Source organism: Chondromyces apiculatus DSM 436 (assembly GCF_000601485.1).
Lineage (GTDB): Bacteria > Myxococcota_A > Polyangia > Polyangiales > Polyangiaceae > Chondromyces > Chondromyces apiculatus.
The window spans coordinates 103,452-120,949 of sequence record NZ_ASRX01000039.1 but is presented as its reverse complement, the minus strand read 5'-3'; the positions used below and the strand labels follow the sequence as shown (position 1 = coordinate 120,949).

The following is a 17,498-nucleotide window of genomic DNA, read 5'->3' as shown; positions in this document are numbered from 1 at the left end:
GGCAGGGGGGGCGGGAGGGGCAGGGGGGGCGGGAGGGGCGGGCTGTTGGGGAGGCGCGGAGGGTGCTGGAGGCACGGGGGGCCATGGTGGGAGCGTAACGGATCGGGAGGGCGAGGGGCTTACAGGGAGGGGGCGACCAGGGAGGGTCTGGCCGGGGAGCCGTGGTGTCGGCGAGTCAGGAGGGCACCGCGGGCCGGGAAGGGGTGACGTCGGGAAGCCAGGAAGGCGTCGCTAAGCGTGGAAGGGGTGACGTCGGTCGCCGACAGGCCCATGGCTGCCGTCGGAAAGGGGTGCGCGGGTCTCCGGCGCCGGCTGGGTTCCGCGGGGGAGGGAGTGCAGGGGGCGCCGACCCAGGTGCTCCCCCCGTGGAAGGGTGCAGTCGGTGGCGGCTTCAGGTGTTCCCGCCGTGGGAGAGGTGCAGTCGGCGTCCGACGGACCCTCTCTCGCCGTGGAAGGGGTGCGGTCGGCGTCCCTCGGAGGGGTTGCTGCGGGTGGAACGACGTGGGTCGGTCGGCGCCTCCCCGCGTGTTTCGGGGGTGGAAAGGGTGCAGGAGGCCTCCCCGACCCGTTCTTGCGGCGGGGAGGGGTGGGTCGGCGGGTCCAGGCACCTCTTCTCCTCGGGGAGAGGTGGGGGAGGCGATCGACGGGACCCCTTCCACGGGGAGCGTGGGCTGAAGCTGAAACCGACGGGAGCCCTTCCGCGGGGGGGCGGTTCGGGTGCGAGGCCGGGATGTCTGCGGCGTGGGGGGAGGAGCGGTGTCGGGGCGGGGGGTGGTGCTCGATCGGCGGGGCCCCCCAAGCCCCGCCGACCGCGCACCCCCCGCCCCCGCGCCTTGTGCATCAGGGGTGGACGTCGTCTGCGGGGTGCCAACGAACGAAAGACTCGATCGTTAGCTCTCTATGGAAATCGATTATTGAAGACGGCGCCTACGCTCCGGGGTCTGACGCATTCAGTCATGAGCAGGAACAGAGCCCCTCAGACACACCACCGCTCTTCGATGAACTCGATCCGGACCTACAAAAGAAATTCCTCGCCTCGTTCCAGGTGAAGGTGGCGACCGTCAGACGAGTCCAAGGTACCCTGCCGAAGGGCATGGCTCCGACTATATCGGGCCTTCTTGAGCGGGCCGCGAAGGACTACGTCCCTTACTTCTTCGCTACTTGCTCTGCCCGCAGCGGTCATCGCTCGCTGAAAGAGCTACTTCAAGCGGTGCGTGTTCTCGAGCCGAGCCGTCGCGTCGAGTACGAAACAATCTTCAGCACGCCAACGTCTCAAGTCTTCGAAGATGAGGACCTTCCATTCATCTGCGGCTCGGCGTACACCTCGCGACCGCGGAACAACACGGTGACGTCTACGGTAAGGTAGTCAGCGTCGCGCGACAATTCATAGAGACCGGCATGGCTCACGGCCATTTCGACTCCTCATGCTGATAGAAGTCAGCAGCATGGGGACGTGCCGCCGTCATGCGGCAACAGAAAGTAGTAGCTGAGCCTCTGCTTGATACGACTTGGCCAGTCGCGAGAGTTACAAGAAACATTGGCGTTGTGTCTCGGGCTTCCCGGCTCCTCGATCTGCTGCAGTTGCTGAGGCGGCACCGCGCGCCGGTGGCGGGGCCGGAGCTGGCGCGGGCGCTCGGGATCTCGCTGCGCACGCTCTACCGCGATGTGGCCACCCTGCGGGCCCAGGGGGCGGACATCAGCGGTGATCCCGGGCTTGGGTATGTGCTGCGCCCGGGGTTCACGTTGCCTCCGTTGAACTTGTCGGAGGATGAGATTGAGGCGCTGGTGCTCGGGGCGCGCTGGGTGGCGGCGCGAGGGGATGCGCGCCTCGGGGCGGCGGCCGAGGATGCGGTCGCCAAGGTGCGCGCGGTGCTGCCGGAGGCGCTGCGGGAGAGCGTCGATGCAGTGACGCTGACCGTGCCCGGCGTGCAGGCTGCGATGACGGTGGTCGATGTGGCAGGCATCCGGGCTGCCATCCGGAAGGAGCACAAGATCGCCATCGCCTACCGCGACGAGCGGGGCGCGCTCACCAGGCGCACCGTGTGGCCGCTGCTGATCGGGTTCTTCGAGCGGGTGATGGTGCTCGCGGCGTGGTGCGAGCTGCGTCGCGACTACCGGGGCTTCCGGGTGGATCGCATCGCGGAGTGCGAGGTGACGGCGACGCGCTACCCGCGCCAGCGCAAGGTGATGGTCGCGGAGTGGCGCGAGAAGCAGCACGTGGTGGCTGCTGCCAGAAACTGACAGCCCGAGGGGGCATCTTCGGCTCATCCACCAAGGAGGACCGATGCGAACCTTGAACTACGTGCTGCTTTCCGTCCGCGATCCGCGCGAGAGCGCCAGGCTCTACACCCAGCTCCTCGGCCGGGAGCCGGTCGAGCATTCCGGGTCCTTCGTGCTGTATGTCCTGCCTTCGGGCCTCAAGATCGGGCTGTGGCGCGCGAGCGAGATGGAGCCCGTGCCCGCGGCACCGGGCGGCGTGGAGATCGCGTTCACCGAGCCGAGCAGGGACGCCGTGCGCCAGACCTATGCGGAGTGGACGCAGCTCGGGCTGAAGGTGCTGCAGGAGCCGACCGACATGGCGTTCGGGTTCACCTTCGTCGTGGAAGATCCCGACGGGCATCGCCTGCGGCCGTTCTTTCTCGCCGTCAATCCGCGCTGAGCTCCACGGAGAGGGCCCGCAGCTCACGGAGCGCTGGCTGCCGCGCCATCCAGCTCCAGCAGGATGCGGCCGTCGCCGACGATGCGCAGCGTGACCGCGCGCTGAAGCAGCCTGGTGCCGACGAGGCTCTTGCTGCCGGTGCGTTCGAAGGCTCTGCAGGAGGTCGAGAACACGTCCGCCGGATCGGTCGCGAACTGCAACGGCGTCTCGCACCTCACGTCGATGTCGGCGCGCGTCGGGTTGCCAAGCAGCTCGATCCGCACCTTCGCGGGCACTCGCTTGTCGTCCGCCGTGCCCATGCGCGCGTCGACGCGGTATTTCGTTCCCGTCGGAGAGGTGATCTCCTGGGTCACCGAAGGGCCAACGTCTTTCGTCGGCGCGGGCGCGCTCCACGCTGTCAGCACACTGCCTTCGGGCGAAGGGTCGTAAGCAGGACGGCTGCACGCGGACAGCGACACGATCGCTGCGAGAGAGCCGACTGCCGCGCGAAGACCGACCGGTGCCATCGAACGAACCCGCCGTAGTTCGACCCTCGCAAGCCTTCCACCGAATTCGTCCTCCCCGCCTCGCGGGCACGCCTGATGCGGATCCAGGTCGTGCAGGGCCGCGGAGGTTCCCCGTGCGCGAGGCGTGGGGGGGGGAGCGTTTCCAGCGTCGCGCGTCGCGCGTCACGATCGGCGAGGCAGGCTGCAAAAAATTGGGCCGTGACGCAGTGCGTCCGGTAGTCGGGGCTCATGATTGTCGCGCTCACCGGCCAGAAGGGCGGGATCGGCAAGAGCACCACGGCGGTGAGCCTGGCGGTGGCCGCCATGGAGCGGGGGCGGCGGGTGCTGCTCGTCGATGCGGATCCGCAGGGCACCGTCAGGACATGGGGGGAGGTGGCGTGCGAGGCGGAGCATCCGATGCCGACCATCGTGGCGATGGGGGCGGCGATGCACCGGCCCGGGCAGCTCGGGGAGGTGGCAGGGCGGTATGACCTGACGCTGATCGACTGTCCGCCGCGGCAGGGGGAGGTGGCGCGGTCGGCGCTGATGGTCGCGGACGTGGCGGTGTTTCCCTGCGGGCCGACGGCGGCCGATGCGTGGGCGCTGTCGGCCGCCGTGGAGGTGTTCGAGGAGGCCCGGGCGCTGCGGGAAGCGCTGCAAGGGTGTGTGCTGATCACGCGCAAGCAAGGGCGCACGGCGCTCGGGAAGGGGGCGCGTGCGGTGCTGGAGACCACGGGGTTGCCGGTGCTCAAGACGGAGCTCGGCTACCGCGTCGCTTATCAGGAGGCGCTGGCGATGGGGCAAGGCGTGACGAGCTACGCCCCGCGAGACGCCGCCGCCCGAGAGATCGTTCAACTGTTCGACGAACTGGAGATGCTCTGCCATGGCCAAGAAGCACGTCGCGGTATCGTTGCGGAAGCCGCCGTCGCCTGAGAAGCTCGATGCCTTCGTGACGGGAGGCGCGGAGGCGCAGTCCGTGAACCCGTCCTCCAGGCGCCGCCGCCGCGCACCCGTCGCCCCCACCGTGGTGGCGCGGGCCGTGGTGGAGCCGGTGTCTGCGGACGCAGCGGTGTCTGCGGTCGCCTCGTCACCCGAGGCTGCTGCGGAGCTGGAAGCGGTGACTGCTGCAAAGCCGGAGACGGTGGCTGCCGCGGTGCTGTCGTCGGAGACGCTGACTGCCGCGGAGCCGGAGGCGGTGACTGCTGCAAAGCCGGAGACGGTGGCTGCCGCGGTGCTGGAGGCGGCGACTCCTGTGGAACTGCAGGGCGCTCTTGCTCCCGAGGCTGCTGCACCACTGGAGACCGCTGAAAAGCCGGAAGCTGCGGTGAATCCGGTGGCGGAGGCGACCATGGCGGCCTCCGCGGAGGTGTGGGCGGCTTCCGTGGAAGGGACGGCCGTGGGGGTCGTGGGCGCGGGGATGACGCCGTTCTCGGTGGTCCTGCCGCAGCCGCTCGCGGAGCGGCTGGCGATGCACTGCATCGCCCAGGGGTATGACGTGAGCCAGGTGATCGGCGAGGCGCTCGATCAGCACCTGTCACGTCGCCTGGGAGGTGGGGAGCGCAGGGACGAGGGGGCACCAGAGGGAACGGCAGGCGCGGGGTTCCGGTGGGAGGAGCCGCGCAAGTGGGCGGATGCGTTCCGGTGGGAGGAGCCGCGCAAGTGGGCGGATGCGTTCCGGCAGGGGAGCCGCGTGGAGCAGGTCCTCCTGGTGGGCCGGGCACTGGTCGGGCTGTGGCAGAAGCGCCCCTGGGCGGCTTGAGGCTGCGCATCATTCCAGCATGACGCGAGCGGTGGTGGGGGAACGCACCCGGGGGTGGGGTGCGCACGCGCGGGTGCGCGGGTGTGCGGGTGTCTTGGCGTCGACATCCGTCTTCACGGAGGCGCGGCGCCTTCTGGGTTTCGCGGCGTCGATGACCGAACGTAGAATGCGTTGCATGAAGATGTTCTCGATTCGGCGCCGGTACGGTGTCCTTGCTTTGGCGACGCTTGCTCTCGTGGTGGGTTGCGGTGGCGGAGATGGCGATGAGGATGGGGACTCGCAGAGCAGCCTCATCGAGTGCCCCGCAGACTCAGCAGATCAGCAGGCGCGAGGGGCGCAGGTCATCGAGACGCGGTGCAACTCCTGCCACGCACCGAACACCGGGATGCAGGGCGGCTACGACTTCACCGACGCAGCCGTCGTCAGGGAGAACGCCGAGAAGATGATGAGCGAGGTCGACGCGGGCGAGATGCCGGCGCCGCCCAGCCCGGCACTCGAAAAGAGCGCGGTCGACGATCTGCGCGTGTACCTGTCCTGCCTCTGAGCGTCGCGCGCCGCGCGTCGCGCGCCTGTCGCGGGCGCGCAACACGCCTCGCGTGGACGTCGGTCCCCTCCCTCGTGCTCGTGACCTCTCCGCAGCCGTGAACCCCGTGGTCGTCGGGTGCCGGTGGTCATGCCCACTCCTTGGTGAGGCAACGATCTCGGAATCGTGACGTTGCTGCGTCGCGTCCTTCAGCGGCGAGCGAAGAGTGCGGCGAAGCTGCATGGGTTTCGCCTTGGGACGTGACCTTGAGGATTCCAAAGGTGGGGGGCGGTAAGCTACCGTCTCGTACCTTGGGAGTCGCATGACGAGCCTCAAGCAAGGTGCGCGGGGACCGGAGGTCGAGGAGCTGCAACGGCAGCTCAACCAGCACTTGCCTCCAGATCAGCGCATCCCCGTGGACGGGGATTTCGGTCCGAGGACCGAGAGGGCGGTCAAGGAGTTCCAGCGCCAGAAAGGCCTCACGGTCGATGGCGTGGCCGGGCCGAAGACGCAGGCGGCGCTCGACAAGGCGCCCTCCACGTCGGGCGGCACGTCGGGCGGCACGTCGGGAGGCGCGCCGGGCGCTGGCTCCGGGACGGGCAGCGGAGGCGGCGGGAGTGGGCAGACGCCCGCCGGAGGGAAGGGGGGGGCGGCGCCGACGCTGATCACCCTCGACCAGCTCTGCAAGGTGATGACCGTGGTCAAGCGGGCGCGGGCCGAGACCATGCTCGATCACCTGAACCGCGCGATGGCGGAGTTCGAGATCAACAGCCGGCTGCGCATCTCGGCGTTCGTTGCGCAGCTCGCGCACGAGAGCGGCGAGTTCCGGTGGATGGAGGAGATCGCCTCCGGTCAGGCCTACGACATCACCGTCAACCGGAAGAAGGCGCTGGAGCTTGGCAACGTGAACGTGGGCGACGGCAAGCGCTACAAGGGGCGCGGGCCGATCCAGCTCACGGGGCGCTCGAACTACCGGTCGGCAGGGAAGGACCTCGGGCTCGACCTGGAGGGCAACCCCACCATCGCCAGCCAGCCCTCGGTGGGGTTCCGCATCGCGGGCTGGTACTGGAAGAAGCGGAAGCTCAATGCCCTCGCGGATGCGGGCAATTTCTGGGACCTCACCTACCGCATCAACAGTGCCCGCCTCCACTACGAGGACCGGAAAAAGTACTACAACCGGGCGCTCAAGGTGCTCGCCTAGAAGCGGTCAACGATGATCCTGGACAACCTCGAGCTTTCGTTTGCGTCAGGCCTCGATCTCTCCGTGCGCCACTTCGGGGTGAGCGAGGCGATCAGCGGGCTGTTCGACGTCTCGGTGGTCGCGCTCTCGCGCATCGATGACGTGGACTTCGACGCGGTGGTCGGTCAAGGCGCGTCGTTCCGCATCAACGGCGGCTCGCTCGGCGCGATGCCCCAGGCGCGCGCCTGGACCGGGATCTGCTCGCAGTTCGAGCAGGTGCAGGGGGAGGAGACAGGGCTGTCGACCTACCACCTGCGCATCGTGCCGCACCTGTGGCTGGCAACGCAGCGGCAGAACAACCGCATCTTCCAGCACGTCTCCATCCCCGAGATCGTGGAGAAGCTGCTCGCCGAGTGGCAGATCACGCCGGTCTCGAAGATCGACAAGGGGCAGTACCCGCGCTTCGAGTACCGGGTGCAGTACGCGGAGACGGACTACGCTTTCCTCAGCCGACTCCTGGAAGAGGCGGGGATCTCGTTCTTCTTCGAGTTCGACGGGGAGAAGGGCCAGAGCCAGCTCGTGCTCTCGGACCGGCCGCAGGCCGCAGAGCACAGGCCCGGCGGGCCGATGATCTTCCACGATCAGCCGCCGCGCGAGGCGCGGGTGGAGTACCTGACCCGGCTGACGGTGGCGCAGCGGGTGCGGCAGGGCGCGCACACCATCCGCGACTTCGACTTCCAGCGCCGGCCCGACTTCGAGCTGTTCGGGAAGGCGGCCGGGGGGCGCGCGCCCGAGGACAGGCTGGAGCACTACCAGTACGAGCCGGGGGCGTTCCTGGTGGAGGGGACGGCCGCGGGCGACGTGGCTGCCGCAGGGGCCTCGCGCCACGACGAGAAAGAGGGCGCGGCGCTCGCGAGCCGCGGGCTCGAAGGAGAGCGGAAGAGCCGGGTGACGGTGGGGTTCGAGTCGAGCGCGCTCACGCTCGCGCCAGGGACCATCTTCTCGGTGGCGAGCCACCCGCACCCGCTCTTCGGGGCCGGGAAGAACCTCCTCGTGACCGAGCTGGCGCTGAGCGGCGCGCCAGGGGCGGAGTGGAGCGTGAGCGGGCGCGCGGCGCAGGCGACGGAGCCGTTCCGGCCGGCGAGGAAGACGCCGCGGCCGAAGATCACCGGCGTGCAGAGCGCCGTCGTGGTGGGGCCCGAAGGGGCCGAGATCCACACCGACGAGTACGGGCGGGTGCGGGTCCAGTTCCACTGGGATCGCGAGGGCCAGATGAACGAGAAGAGCTCGTGCTGGATCCGGGTGAGCCAGGGCTGGGCCGGCGGTGGGTACGGGATGATGACCATCCCGCGCGTGGGGCAGGAGGTCACCGTGGGCTTCCTGGAAGGCAACCCCGACCAGCCGCTGATCATCGGGCGGGTCTTCAACAACACCACGCGCGTGCCGTACGCGCTGCCCAAGAACCAGACCCGGAGCGGGTGGAAGACCAGCTCGACGCCGAGCTCGGACGGGTTCAACGAGATCATGCTGGAGGACCAGAAGGGCGCGGAGCTGATCAGCATCCAGGCCCAGCGCGATCTGACCAAGCTCGTGAAGATGGACGAGGTGGAGCGCACCGGCGGCAGCCGCACCATCAGCGTGGGGCGGAGCCGCAAGGCGACCATCGGCGGGATGGACTCGACGGTGGTCGGCCAGCGTCACGAGGTGGTGATCAAGGCCGAAGGCGGCGGGGGCGGGGGCGCTCCCACGAGCCTCACCATGTCCGACAAGAAGATCGTCTACACCACGGGTCAGGCCTCGCTGACCTTCGACGGCCCCGACGTCGCCCTGGAGGCGGAGGGGAACATCACCATCACCGCGCGCTCCGGTGACGTGATCATCAAGGGCGGCCCGAACGTGAAGATCAACTGCGACTGAGGCGCCGCGATCTCTCCGGCGCGCTCCGGTCCTCGCCCGGGGCCGCGCCGGCAGAGGTCTCCGCAGCGCCCCGGAAACGACGGAACCGATGGCACTCCTGGAGCTCTCCTTCTCCGACTCTCCGGCAGATGCGGCCGGCATGGCCGTGCGGCATTTCGAGGTGCAGGAGGGCCTCTCGATGCTCTTCGAGGTGGCGCTCGTGGTCATGTCGCCGAGCGCCTCGGTGGACCTCGACGCGCTGGTCGGCAAGCCCGCGCGCTTCCGGGTGGAGGGCGGTGACCTCGGGGTGCGGGAGTGGGCAGGGCTCTGCTTCGGCGCGGAGCTGCTCGACGTGGAGGAAGACGGCCTCTCGACCTACCGGGTGAGCCTGGCGCCGACGCTGTGGCTTCTGACCCAGCGGGTGAACCACCGCATCTTCCAGCATGCGTCGGCGCCCGAGATCGCCGAGAAGCTCCTCGGCGAGTGGGGCGTGCCGGTGGAACTCAAGGTGGACCAGGCGCGGCACCCGAAGCTCGAGTACCGGGCGCAGTACGGGGAGACGGACTTCGCGTTCCTGAGCCGCATCCTCGAAGACGCGGGGATCAGCTACTTCTTCGAGGCGCTGACGTCAGGCGCGTCGGGCGAGGCGTCGAGCGAGGCGTCGAAGCTGGTGCTCGCGGACGCGCCCGAGGCGGCGACGCCGGAGCGCGCGCCGCTGCCCTACCTGGACAACCCGGGCGAGCGGCTGACGACGCCGTGGGCGAGCGCGATCACCATGGCGACCGGGGTGCGGCCCGGCAAGGCGGCGATCATCGACTACGATTTCCGGCGGCCCCGCTACCGGCTCACCTACCGCTTCGAGGCGTTCGGCGACGGCGAGGAGATGCTGGAGCAGGCGCGCTACGCGCCGGGCGCGGGGAAGATCGATCTGCCAGCATCGGGAGAGCTGCCCAACGACTCGCCCGTGGCCGACGGCAAGAGCCACGCGCGCGTGAGCGAGCACGAGGGCTACGCGCTGGCGAGCGCGCAGCTCAAGGGCATGCGCAGCGACAAGCACGGGGTGCACTTCTCGTCGAACGTGCTCGGTCTCGCGGCGGGGATGGCGGTGCGCTTCTCGGGCCACCCGAAGCCGCAGCTCGCGCCGGACCGGACCCTGATCGTGACCCAGGTGAGCCTGCAGGGAGACTCGGCGGGGGAGTGGACGCTGGGCGTGGCCGCAGCATTCGCCGACGACCCCATCCAGCCGCAGCACAAGACGCCGCGGCCGCGGGTCGAGGGGCTGCAGAGCGCGATCGTGGTGGGGCCCTCCGGGCAGGAGATCCACACCGACGAGTTCGGGCGGGTGCGGGTGCGGTTCCACTGGGACCGCGAGGGGGAGTACGACGACAACCGCACGGCGTGGGTGCGGGTAAACGAGGGCTGGGCCGGCGGCGGCTGGGGGATGATGGCGCTGCCGCGCGTGGGCCACGAGGTGGTGGTCGACTTCTACGAGGGCAACCCCGATGAGCCGGTGATCGTGGGGCGGATGTACAACGGGGCGGCGCCGCCGCCGTACGGGCTGCCCGCGAACCAGACGAAGAGCGTGTGGCGGACCCGCTCGACGCCCGAGGGGTCGGGCTACCACGAGATCTCGTTCGACGACAAAGCGGGCTTCGAGGAGGTGTACATCCGCTCGGAGCGCGACCTGCAGAAGGTCGTGAAGAACGACGAGAGCGAGACGGCGCGGCGTGACCGGACGCTGATCATCGCCAGCGACCTCGGGGTGAACGTCGTCGAGGAGGACGCGATCGAGGCCGGCGGCGGGCACGCGGTGACGATGGGCAAGGTGGAGGGCGCGAGCCGGGTCGCCGAGTCCGCGGATCCCGTGGTCGCCGAGGGCGCGACGAAGCGGGAGATGATCGCCGGGAGGATCACGGTGACCACGGGCGGGGCGACCATCCAGCTCGTGGGGCCGGACATCATCGTCACCGCGGAGTCGAGCATCGCGATCCGCGGCAAGGAAGTGAAGATCAACGGCGGGCCCTTCGTGCAGATCAACCCGCCCGTGGAGGTGAAGCAGGGCGACGCGGCGAAGGCCGCGACGAGCGACCACGAGGTGTGGTTCAAGCTGATCTCCGACGACGGCGCGCCCATGGCCGACGTGACCTGCTACGTGGAGCAGGGCGACGGGGACGTCTCGGCAGCGCGCCGCACCGACGGGCGAGGGATGGTGCGCTTCCCCGTGGAAGACACGGGGAGCTACCGGCTCGTGGTGGGCTCGCCACCGCCCGCTGCGGCGACGCCCGCTGCGGCAGCACCCGCAGCGCCCGCGGCCGCAGCAGCACCGGCTGCAACCCCGGCTGCAACCCCGGCTGCAGCGGCTGGGGGAGCGGCTGGGGGAGCGTCGGGAGGTGGTGCGCCTGGTGGCGGTGCGCCTGCGGCTGCCGCGCCGCGCCCGGCCGTGGCAGCACCTGCCGCGCCCGCGGCTCCTGCGGCAGCCCCTGCGGCCCCCCCGGCGGCGACCACGCCCGCGGCGCCTGCGCAGGTGCGCGCTGCGGCGCCGCAGCAAGCGATCACCCCCCCGGCAGGGAGCGCCTACCGGGTGAGGAGCGGCGACTCGCTCGGGAAGATCGCGGCGGAGAACAACACCACCGTCGGGGCGCTGCTGCGGCTCAACCCGGAGATCTCGAACCCCGACCGGGTGAAGGTCGGGCAGCAGATCACGCTGCCCGCGAGCAGCGCGAACAGCGCGAACAGCGCGGCGTCGCCTGCCGCCCCGGGACAAGGGGCGGCGCTGCCCGGGAGTGGCAACGGCCAGCCCGCAGCGGCGACGCAAGCGCCCGTGCCGCAGACGCGCCCCACGACAGGGCCCGCGGCGGCCCAGCCCGCGGCCCAGCCCGCAGCCGCGCAGCCCGCGGGTCCGCAGGCGCCCGTGCCGCAGACGCGCCCCACGACGGGGCCCGCGGCGCAGACCCAGACGCCGCCGCGCGTGCAGGTCGGCGAGACGCCTGCCCAGCCGGCGCGCGTGGCGCAGGCGACGACGCACGCGGTGCCGATCACCATCGAGGTGGTGTCGCCGACGGCGAACAGCCAGCACGAGATCGAGCCTGGCGGGCACCCGACGCCCGACCCGTCGATGCCCAAGCTGAAGCTCCAGGCGAAGGTGACCTTCCAGGGGCAGGAGCTGTCGGCCGGGAAGCTGACCTGGGAGTTCACGATCAGCGGGACGTACAAGGCGCGCGATCCCCAGAACTCGCAGCGCGCGATCAACCAGCGCTACCGCCTGAGCGGGGGCAGCACGACCACGGCGCCGAACGAGGAGAAGGAGTTCACGCTCACGCCCGGAGAGCTCTGCGGCGGCGACCTGGAGCTGACGGTGACCTTCGAGGGCGGCCCCGAGATCGGCAACCTGAAGGCCACGAAGACCGTGACCGGGATGAAGGTGAAGGGAAAGAACGCCGAGCGGCGGCACGTGGAGGCGCTCATCGCCGAGGTCGCGGGCGACCAGGCCTGGTGCCTGCTCCGGATCATGTGCCACGAGTCGGTGCACCGGCTGGAGCAGTTCGCGGACGGTCAGCCGCTCTTCGGCGCGCCCGCGGGCGTGGGCATCGCGCAGCGCGATCCGGTGGCCGACGAGTGGGTGTGGCCGCAGAACCGGGTGACGGAGCCGAACAACTTCTTCCCCCGCATCTTCTGGGACTGGAAGAAGAACGTGCGCGAGGGCGTGCAGAGCTTCCGCAACACGCACGTGGCGACGTCACGGCGTCTGCTGGCGCGGCTGCGGCGCAACAACCCGAACCTGCCGGAGGCGCCGGAGGGGCTGGTGCTGCGCGGGGCGATCCGCGCCTACAACGGCGGCAACGAGTTCCGCGCCTCCGCGGACGGGCGGGCCTACGTGGTCGATCCGTTCCTCAACATCCAGAACGGGCAGCACGTGGCGCTCAACGCGCGCAACGAGCACTACGTGGAGCGGGTGCTCGAAGACGCGCACGGCAACGTCGCGAACTACCCGGTGCCCGCGATGGTGCTCGCCGAGCGCTACCCCGCAGCCGCCGTGCCGGGGCAGCAGCCACCCGGGCAGCAGGTGCGGCCGGGTCAGCAGCCGCCAGGGCAGCAGGTGCGGCCGGGGCAACAGCCGCCGGGGCAACAGGCGCGGCCAGGTCAGCAGCCGCCAGGGCAGCAGCGGCCCCGCCGGTAGCCTCAGAGGCTGACGTAGCGCTCTGAAGTCAGCCCATCTCACCAGGGCGCAACAGCGCGGCCTGGTGCCCAGGTGATGCTCGGGGCCCGCCTTGACAGTGTCCTGTGCAGGCGCCGAGCATGCACGCCATGGCACATGAAGACGCGAACCGCCTGGCGCTGCGCGCCGCACGGGAGGTGCTCGAAGCGGCAAGCGCCATCATGCTGGATGTCGGGGGCGTGTCCGTGAAGGTCGAGCCCATGGCTCCACCAGACAGGGATGCCGGTGTGGACCCCTGGCCGACGCTGCCAGGAAAAAGGCCCCTCCCGGGCCTCCGCGTGGAGCGGGACGGTCCCTGGCCAGCACCGCGGCTTCTGCATTGCTCCTGGGGCACCGGCGAGGTCGACATCGAGGTGCGGGTGGGCGTCTGGAGGGGTCGAGGGCGCTACGAGGGGCAACTCGCCCTGGAGGCCGCCACGAAGCCGCGCAACCGGCAACTCATGTGGGTCAACCTGACGCAGAGGATCTCCGACACCCAGGGACAGAGGCGCTGCGCCGTCTCGGTCAACTCCGGCCTCTTCGTGCGCGAAGGAGAGCGTGACGCGTGGCCGTTGACCAGCGCGCTGTCGCAGAGCTTCCGGGATGCAGGGTTCAAGAACGAGGGGGCGACCCGCTTTGGCTTGCTGACGATCCTGCTTCCAGAAGGACGCGTCGAGGAACCCTCCGGAGCTTTCGAGCGCCTCGTTCGCGCGGCGCTCCTCAAGCTCTCGTACGTGACGCGCGGCGAGAGCAACGATGTGCGCGGAGCGCCACTCGTCGACATCACGGAGTTCCAGCGCCTCGCTGCGTCGAGCCCTCCCTCGACGGACACGGAGCCGGTCGAGCCCGGGATGTCTTCCGCGGCGCAGCCAGCCCCGGAGGAGGTCTCCGCGCAGGATCAGCTGTTCTTCGAGTCGGTGTGGCTCAAGCACTTCGGAGCCTTCTCGGAGCTGGAATGGTCCGAGATGGGCCGGATCAATCTGGTGATCGGGACCAATGACACTGGCAAGAGCCAGCTCCTCAAGATCCTGTACGTACTCGCGCGCAGTGTCGAAGACTTCACCGCGCGCATGGCCGCGGATCGACCAAACTTCCGAGAGGTGCTGGCTGACAAGCTGCTCTGGACCTTCGAACCTCAGAATGGGCAGCTCGGAGAGCTGGTCCGGCGCGGTGCTCCCGAGGCGCGGGCTCGGGGCATCATTCGCAACGAGGAGTACCAGTTCACCCTTCCGGCGACGGCAGGCCGTTCGGCCACCGACCTCACGGAGGCGACCCGCGACGTGCTCCCGCAGCCGCGACTCAGCTCGCTGTACCTTCCGCCGAAGGAGGTCCTCACGGCGCTGGATGCGATCGCCGCGGTCCGCGAGCAGCTCCGGTTCTTCGGCTTCGACAACACCTATCAGGATCTCGTCCGCGCGGTGCGCCTGCAGCCCATGAAGGCGGAGCTACCAGAGGGGTTCCGGAGCGTCCTGCACGACCTGGAGGCGCTCTTCACGGGGCGGATCGATGAGGTGGAAGGGCGGTTCGTCTTCCAGCGCGGCGGGGAGCGCTTCGGGATGTCGCTCGTCGCCGAGGGCATCAAGAAGATCGGCCTCCTGGCCAGGCTGCTTGAGAATGGTCAGATCCGGCCTGGATCCATCCTGTTTCTCGATGAGCCGGAGACCAATCTGCACCCCCGCGCCGCGCGGGCGCTGTGTGAGATGCTGTTCAACCTCGGCAAAGCCGGGGTGCAGATCTTCATGGCGACGCACAGTTACTTCGTGCTGAAGCAGATGCAGCTCCTCGCGCGGAAGGCGCCGGACTTCGCGAAGCTGTGTTGCCTTCAGCGCACGCCCGATGGTGTCGCGTCCTCCTTCTTCGACCTCGCCGAAGGGCTGCCTGACAATGAGATCGTCGACGAGTCGCTGGACCTCTACGAGGAAGACCTGCGGGCCACGCTGGAGGAGTGAGGCATGTTCACCGAGTCCGGGTTTCGCGTCGACCTGCCTCCGGAGAGCGGCTTTCGTTTTTGCGAGCTTCCAAGCTACCGCTTGCAGCTGAAGAAGTGGGCGATCTCCGAGATGGATTTCGGCTACCGGGATGAGGCTCGCAAAGAACTCTGCATCGTGGAGCTGAAGGACTACAGCCTGCCAAATGCCATGGCGCGCGAAGCCGCCATGAACAGGACAAGCGCGGAGCGCCAGGCGGCGAGCGAGAAGCTTGCTCTTCAGATCCGCTCCAACATGAAAGACGTGCTCGTGATGATGCACGCTGTGTGGCACGGGCACGGCTTCGGGAAGGTGCTCGCCGAGGAGCTGCCCTTCCCGTGCCGGACCCACGCCAGAGTCCGGCTCTTCTTCGTGATGAAGCTCCCGGACAACCCGCCCAAAGAGCTTCGCTCGCTCGAGGGCCCCATGCAGGCAGCGCAGAGCGCAGCCCGTGGTTACGCCAAGCTGCTGGGGATGGACGTCACCGCTGCGGTGCTCGACCAGTGGAGAGCCATCGAGTTCGGGCTACCCCTCTCGCTCGTGACGCAACCGCCCGCACCTGCCTGAGTGAGGCTCAGGTGGCGACGGTGAAGAGGGCGGCGTCGAGGGAGGTGCGGAGGTTCGCGGCCTTGGCGGCGTTGGTGCTGTTGCTCGCGGCGAGGTCGAGCACGGCGTTGGCGAAGTCCTCGGTCATGATGGAAGGCAGGTACTGGCCCTCCTTGCCGCGGGGGGACTTGAGCGCGCTCTGGATGATCACGCTCTTCGGCTCCGCGGGCTGGCCAGGGGTCTTGTCGACCTCCTTGACCCACTCGGCGTAGAGGCGCGTGTACTGGCTGGAGACGACCAGGTAGGGGATCTTGGTCTTGTTGGCCGCCGCCCGGTAGATCGCCTGGAAGCGCTTGTAGCGGTCCGAGGTGCGCTGGTGATGCAGCACGGTGCAGCCCACCGACCAGCCGCCGACGGTCGCGCCGGCGCCGCCGAAGTGCATGTGGATGGTGCTGTTGTCCTCGGTGTTGACGAACTTCCAGTTGCTGGTGGTCTTGGCGCTCGCGACGTCCTTGAAGATCCGGTAGGCCTTCGTCGCCTCGCGGGCGAGTTTGATCTTGCCGTAAGTGCCCGTGTAGATGTGCAGGGCGATGTCCGTCCCCGGGTACTTCTTGGGGATGTGATGGCCCGGCCTGCAGAGGTACTCCTTGCCTTCGAGGAGGTAGGGCGTGCCCAGGGCGCTCGCGGTCTTGCCAGGGTCGATGGTGCACTCGAAGACCTCGACCTTCTGGGTCTTCGCGGCGTCGTCGTCGGTCCAGACGACGTAGAGGAGATCGTTGTAGGTGGTCGCCGTGCTCATCGCGGCGGCGCGCGTCGAGCGGCTCTCGGTGTTCTTGCCGGCGGCGGCGTTCGCCTCGGTGCCGCCGAGGCCTGCCTCGCGCACGCCGAGGAGCGCGACCTTCTTGGCCTCGGTGGGGAGGGTGAGGTTGAAGGCCTTGAAGACCATCTCCACCCAGTTGTGGACGGTGGTGAGCTGCACGCGCGTGGTCGCGGAGCTGGGACGCGCGACGGTCACCTGGCTCTCGCTGCCAGGCGTGCCGGAAGGCGCCGGCGCATGGACGGCCTGCTGGCCAGGCTGGACGGTCTGCGCCGGGGGCGAGGCCTGCGCGGCAGGCGGTGACGCTGGCGCGGCAGGCGGTGACGCTGGCGCGGCGGGCGGGGAGACCTGCGCCGGGCGCGGCTGGGGGATGGGAGGAGAGGCTGGCGCGGCAGGCGGTGACGCTGGCGCGGCAGGCGGAGAGACCTGCGCGGGCCGAGGCTGGGGGATGGGCGGCGAGGCCGAGGCTGCGGGCGGGGTCGCGGCAGGCGGGGACGCAACAGGCGGGGACGCAGCAGGCGGGGACGCGGCCGATGCCGGCGCGGCGCCCGGGGCGCCAGGGATGTTGAGGTTCTGGCCGATGGAGAGGAGGTTCGGGTTCCTGAGCTGCGGGTTGGCCTGCCGGAGCGCCGCGACGGTGGTGTTGTTGCGGGAGGCGATGGCGCTCAGGGTGTCGCCGCGCTTGACGGCGTAGCTGCTGGCAGGGCTCGCAGCGCGGGTGACCGCCGCGGGCGCGGCGCTCAGCGCTTGCGGTGCAGCGGCCGCAGCGGGTGCAGCAGCGGCAGGTGCAGCAGCGGCAGGTGCAGCGGCGGCAGGTGCAGCGGCAGCGGGTGCAGCGGCAGCCGGGGCGGCGGTGGGGGTCGCCGCCGCGCCCGGACCGTTGAGGTGCGCGTAGGAGGGCGAGACGGTGCCGCCGCGCATGGCGGCGCTGTCCCACTCGCCTTGCTGGAGCGACTTCACGAGCGTCACCGAGGCGCCGTCGCACAGGCCGGTCAGCTCGATCTTGTGCGTGAACGGTTTGTCCTCGTAGGTCTTGTGAGGGCAGGTGACCCGCGCCACAGCCTGCTGCACCTGGCGCTGCATGCCGTCGGTGACCTCGAGGGTGACCGAGCGGTTGTGGGGCATGGTCTTCGAGCTGCCAGGGCCCATGTCGCCGACGAAGACGTTGGGGCTCGCCTGGGTGAGCTGTCCCTCGGCGTCGCCGTGCTTCGTCTGGTCGCCGAGGCGGTGCACGGCCATGCCGTTGAAGAAGACGCCGGTGCTGCCCTTCGTGGCTTCCCACGTGCCACCCGAGCCGTGCTCGCCAGGGTCGCAGACGCGAAGGGCTGCGCGTCCGTTGATGAGCACGTCGGGAGATCCCTCTTTGCCAGGACCCTTCCGACCATCGTCCAGGCACAAGGCCTGGTCCCCGACTCTGCCTGCTTGCGCCATGCGGGCCTGCCTCTGCTCCTCGTCCTCCAGCGCAGGAGGA

The 17,498-nt window shown here is 69.7% G+C and carries 12 protein-coding genes; 10 read left to right on the top strand and 2 right to left on the bottom strand.

The genetic code is table 11. The features are described from left to right. Positions 1-1,545: 1,545 nt before the first annotated feature. Positions 1,546-2,241, top strand: coding sequence for a helix-turn-helix transcriptional regulator (locus CAP_RS23940; protein WP_044244954.1), 696 nt, complete (start codon positions 1,546-1,548; stop codon positions 2,239-2,241). A 43-nt stretch (positions 2,242-2,284) separates the two neighbouring features. Next, positions 2,285-2,659: a VOC family protein gene (locus CAP_RS23935; RefSeq protein WP_044244953.1), complete on the top strand. Its 375-nt coding sequence runs from the start codon at positions 2,285-2,287 to the stop codon at positions 2,657-2,659. 23 nt (positions 2,660-2,682) lie between these two features. On the opposite strand, the gene CAP_RS23930 is transcribed toward CAP_RS23935, so the two are convergent. Continuing rightward, positions 2,683-3,012, bottom strand: a complete 330-nt coding sequence (locus CAP_RS23930) for a hypothetical protein (RefSeq protein ID WP_044244952.1) — start codon at positions 3,010-3,012, stop codon at positions 2,683-2,685. A 381-nt stretch (positions 3,013-3,393) separates the two neighbouring features. Here CAP_RS23930 and parA point away from each other — a divergent pair, with 381 nt between their 5' ends. The 8 genes from parA to CAP_RS23890 all read left to right on the top strand — a co-directional run bounded on the left by parA (position 3,394) and on the right by CAP_RS23890 (position 15,231). Further along, positions 3,394-4,077 (top strand): ParA family partition ATPase, encoded by a 684-nt coding sequence (gene parA, locus CAP_RS23925; protein WP_044244951.1) that lies wholly within the window; start codon positions 3,394-3,396, stop codon positions 4,075-4,077. Beyond that, complete coding sequence (locus CAP_RS50845; protein ID WP_044244950.1) at positions 4,028-4,903, top strand: hypothetical protein; 876 nt, start codon at positions 4,028-4,030, stop codon at positions 4,901-4,903. The genes parA and CAP_RS50845 overlap by 50 nt, the downstream gene beginning before the upstream one ends. Before the next feature lie 175 nt (positions 4,904-5,078). Continuing rightward, positions 5,079-5,447 (top strand): c-type cytochrome, encoded by a 369-nt coding sequence (locus CAP_RS23915; RefSeq protein ID WP_044244948.1) that lies wholly within the window; start codon positions 5,079-5,081, stop codon positions 5,445-5,447. Positions 5,448-5,748: 301 nt separating this feature from the next. Beyond that, positions 5,749-6,627: a peptidoglycan-binding protein gene (locus CAP_RS48585; RefSeq protein ID WP_052375781.1), complete on the top strand. Its 879-nt coding sequence runs from the start codon at positions 5,749-5,751 to the stop codon at positions 6,625-6,627. 12 nt (positions 6,628-6,639) lie between these two features. Then, positions 6,640-8,523, top strand: a complete 1,884-nt coding sequence (locus tag CAP_RS23905; RefSeq protein ID WP_044244947.1) for a type VI secretion system Vgr family protein — start codon at positions 6,640-6,642, stop codon at positions 8,521-8,523. 88 nt (positions 8,524-8,611) lie between these two features. Beyond that, positions 8,612-12,679 (top strand): type VI secretion system tip protein TssI/VgrG, encoded by a 4,068-nt coding sequence (tssI, locus tag CAP_RS45415; RefSeq protein WP_052375779.1) that lies wholly within the window; start codon positions 8,612-8,614, stop codon positions 12,677-12,679. Between the two features lie 128 nt (positions 12,680-12,807). Continuing rightward, on the top strand, positions 12,808-14,646 hold the full coding sequence (locus tag CAP_RS48580; protein WP_197041322.1) for an AAA family ATPase: 1,839 nt from the start codon (positions 12,808-12,810) through the stop codon (positions 14,644-14,646). Positions 14,647-14,649: 3 nt separating this feature from the next. Then, complete coding sequence (locus CAP_RS23890) at positions 14,650-15,231, top strand: hypothetical protein (RefSeq protein ID WP_044244945.1); 582 nt, start codon at positions 14,650-14,652, stop codon at positions 15,229-15,231. A 7-nt stretch (positions 15,232-15,238) separates the two neighbouring features. Here the strand turns inward: CAP_RS23890 and CAP_RS45405 are convergent, their stop codons facing one another. Beyond that, positions 15,239-17,374 (bottom strand): LysM peptidoglycan-binding domain-containing protein, encoded by a 2,136-nt coding sequence (locus CAP_RS45405; protein ID WP_197041321.1) that lies wholly within the window; start codon positions 17,372-17,374, stop codon positions 15,239-15,241. Between the last annotated feature and the right edge of the window lie 124 nt (positions 17,375-17,498).

What these genes read in the sequence shown, in the direction of transcription:
- parA (WP_044244951.1), top strand. Translation starts at nt 3,394, where the DNA reads ATGATTGTCGCGCTCACCGGCCAGAAGGGCGGGATCGGCAAGAGCACC.
- tssI (WP_052375779.1), top strand. Translation starts at nt 8,612, where the DNA reads ATGGCACTCCTGGAGCTCTCCTTCTCCGACTCTCCGGCAGATGCGGCC.
- CAP_RS48580 (WP_197041322.1), top strand. Translation starts at nt 12,808, where the DNA reads ATGGCACATGAAGACGCGAACCGCCTGGCGCTGCGCGCCGCACGGGAG.
- CAP_RS23905 (WP_044244947.1), top strand. Translation starts at nt 6,640, where the DNA reads ATGATCCTGGACAACCTCGAGCTTTCGTTTGCGTCAGGCCTCGATCTC.
- CAP_RS23915 (WP_044244948.1), top strand. Translation starts at nt 5,079, where the DNA reads ATGAAGATGTTCTCGATTCGGCGCCGGTACGGTGTCCTTGCTTTGGCG.
- CAP_RS48585 (WP_052375781.1), top strand. Translation starts at nt 5,749, where the DNA reads ATGACGAGCCTCAAGCAAGGTGCGCGGGGACCGGAGGTCGAGGAGCTG.
- CAP_RS23890 (WP_044244945.1), top strand. Translation starts at nt 14,650, where the DNA reads ATGTTCACCGAGTCCGGGTTTCGCGTCGACCTGCCTCCGGAGAGCGGC.
- CAP_RS23935 (WP_044244953.1), top strand. Translation starts at nt 2,285, where the DNA reads ATGCGAACCTTGAACTACGTGCTGCTTTCCGTCCGCGATCCGCGCGAG.
- CAP_RS50845 (WP_044244950.1), top strand. Translation starts at nt 4,028, where the DNA reads ATGGCCAAGAAGCACGTCGCGGTATCGTTGCGGAAGCCGCCGTCGCCT.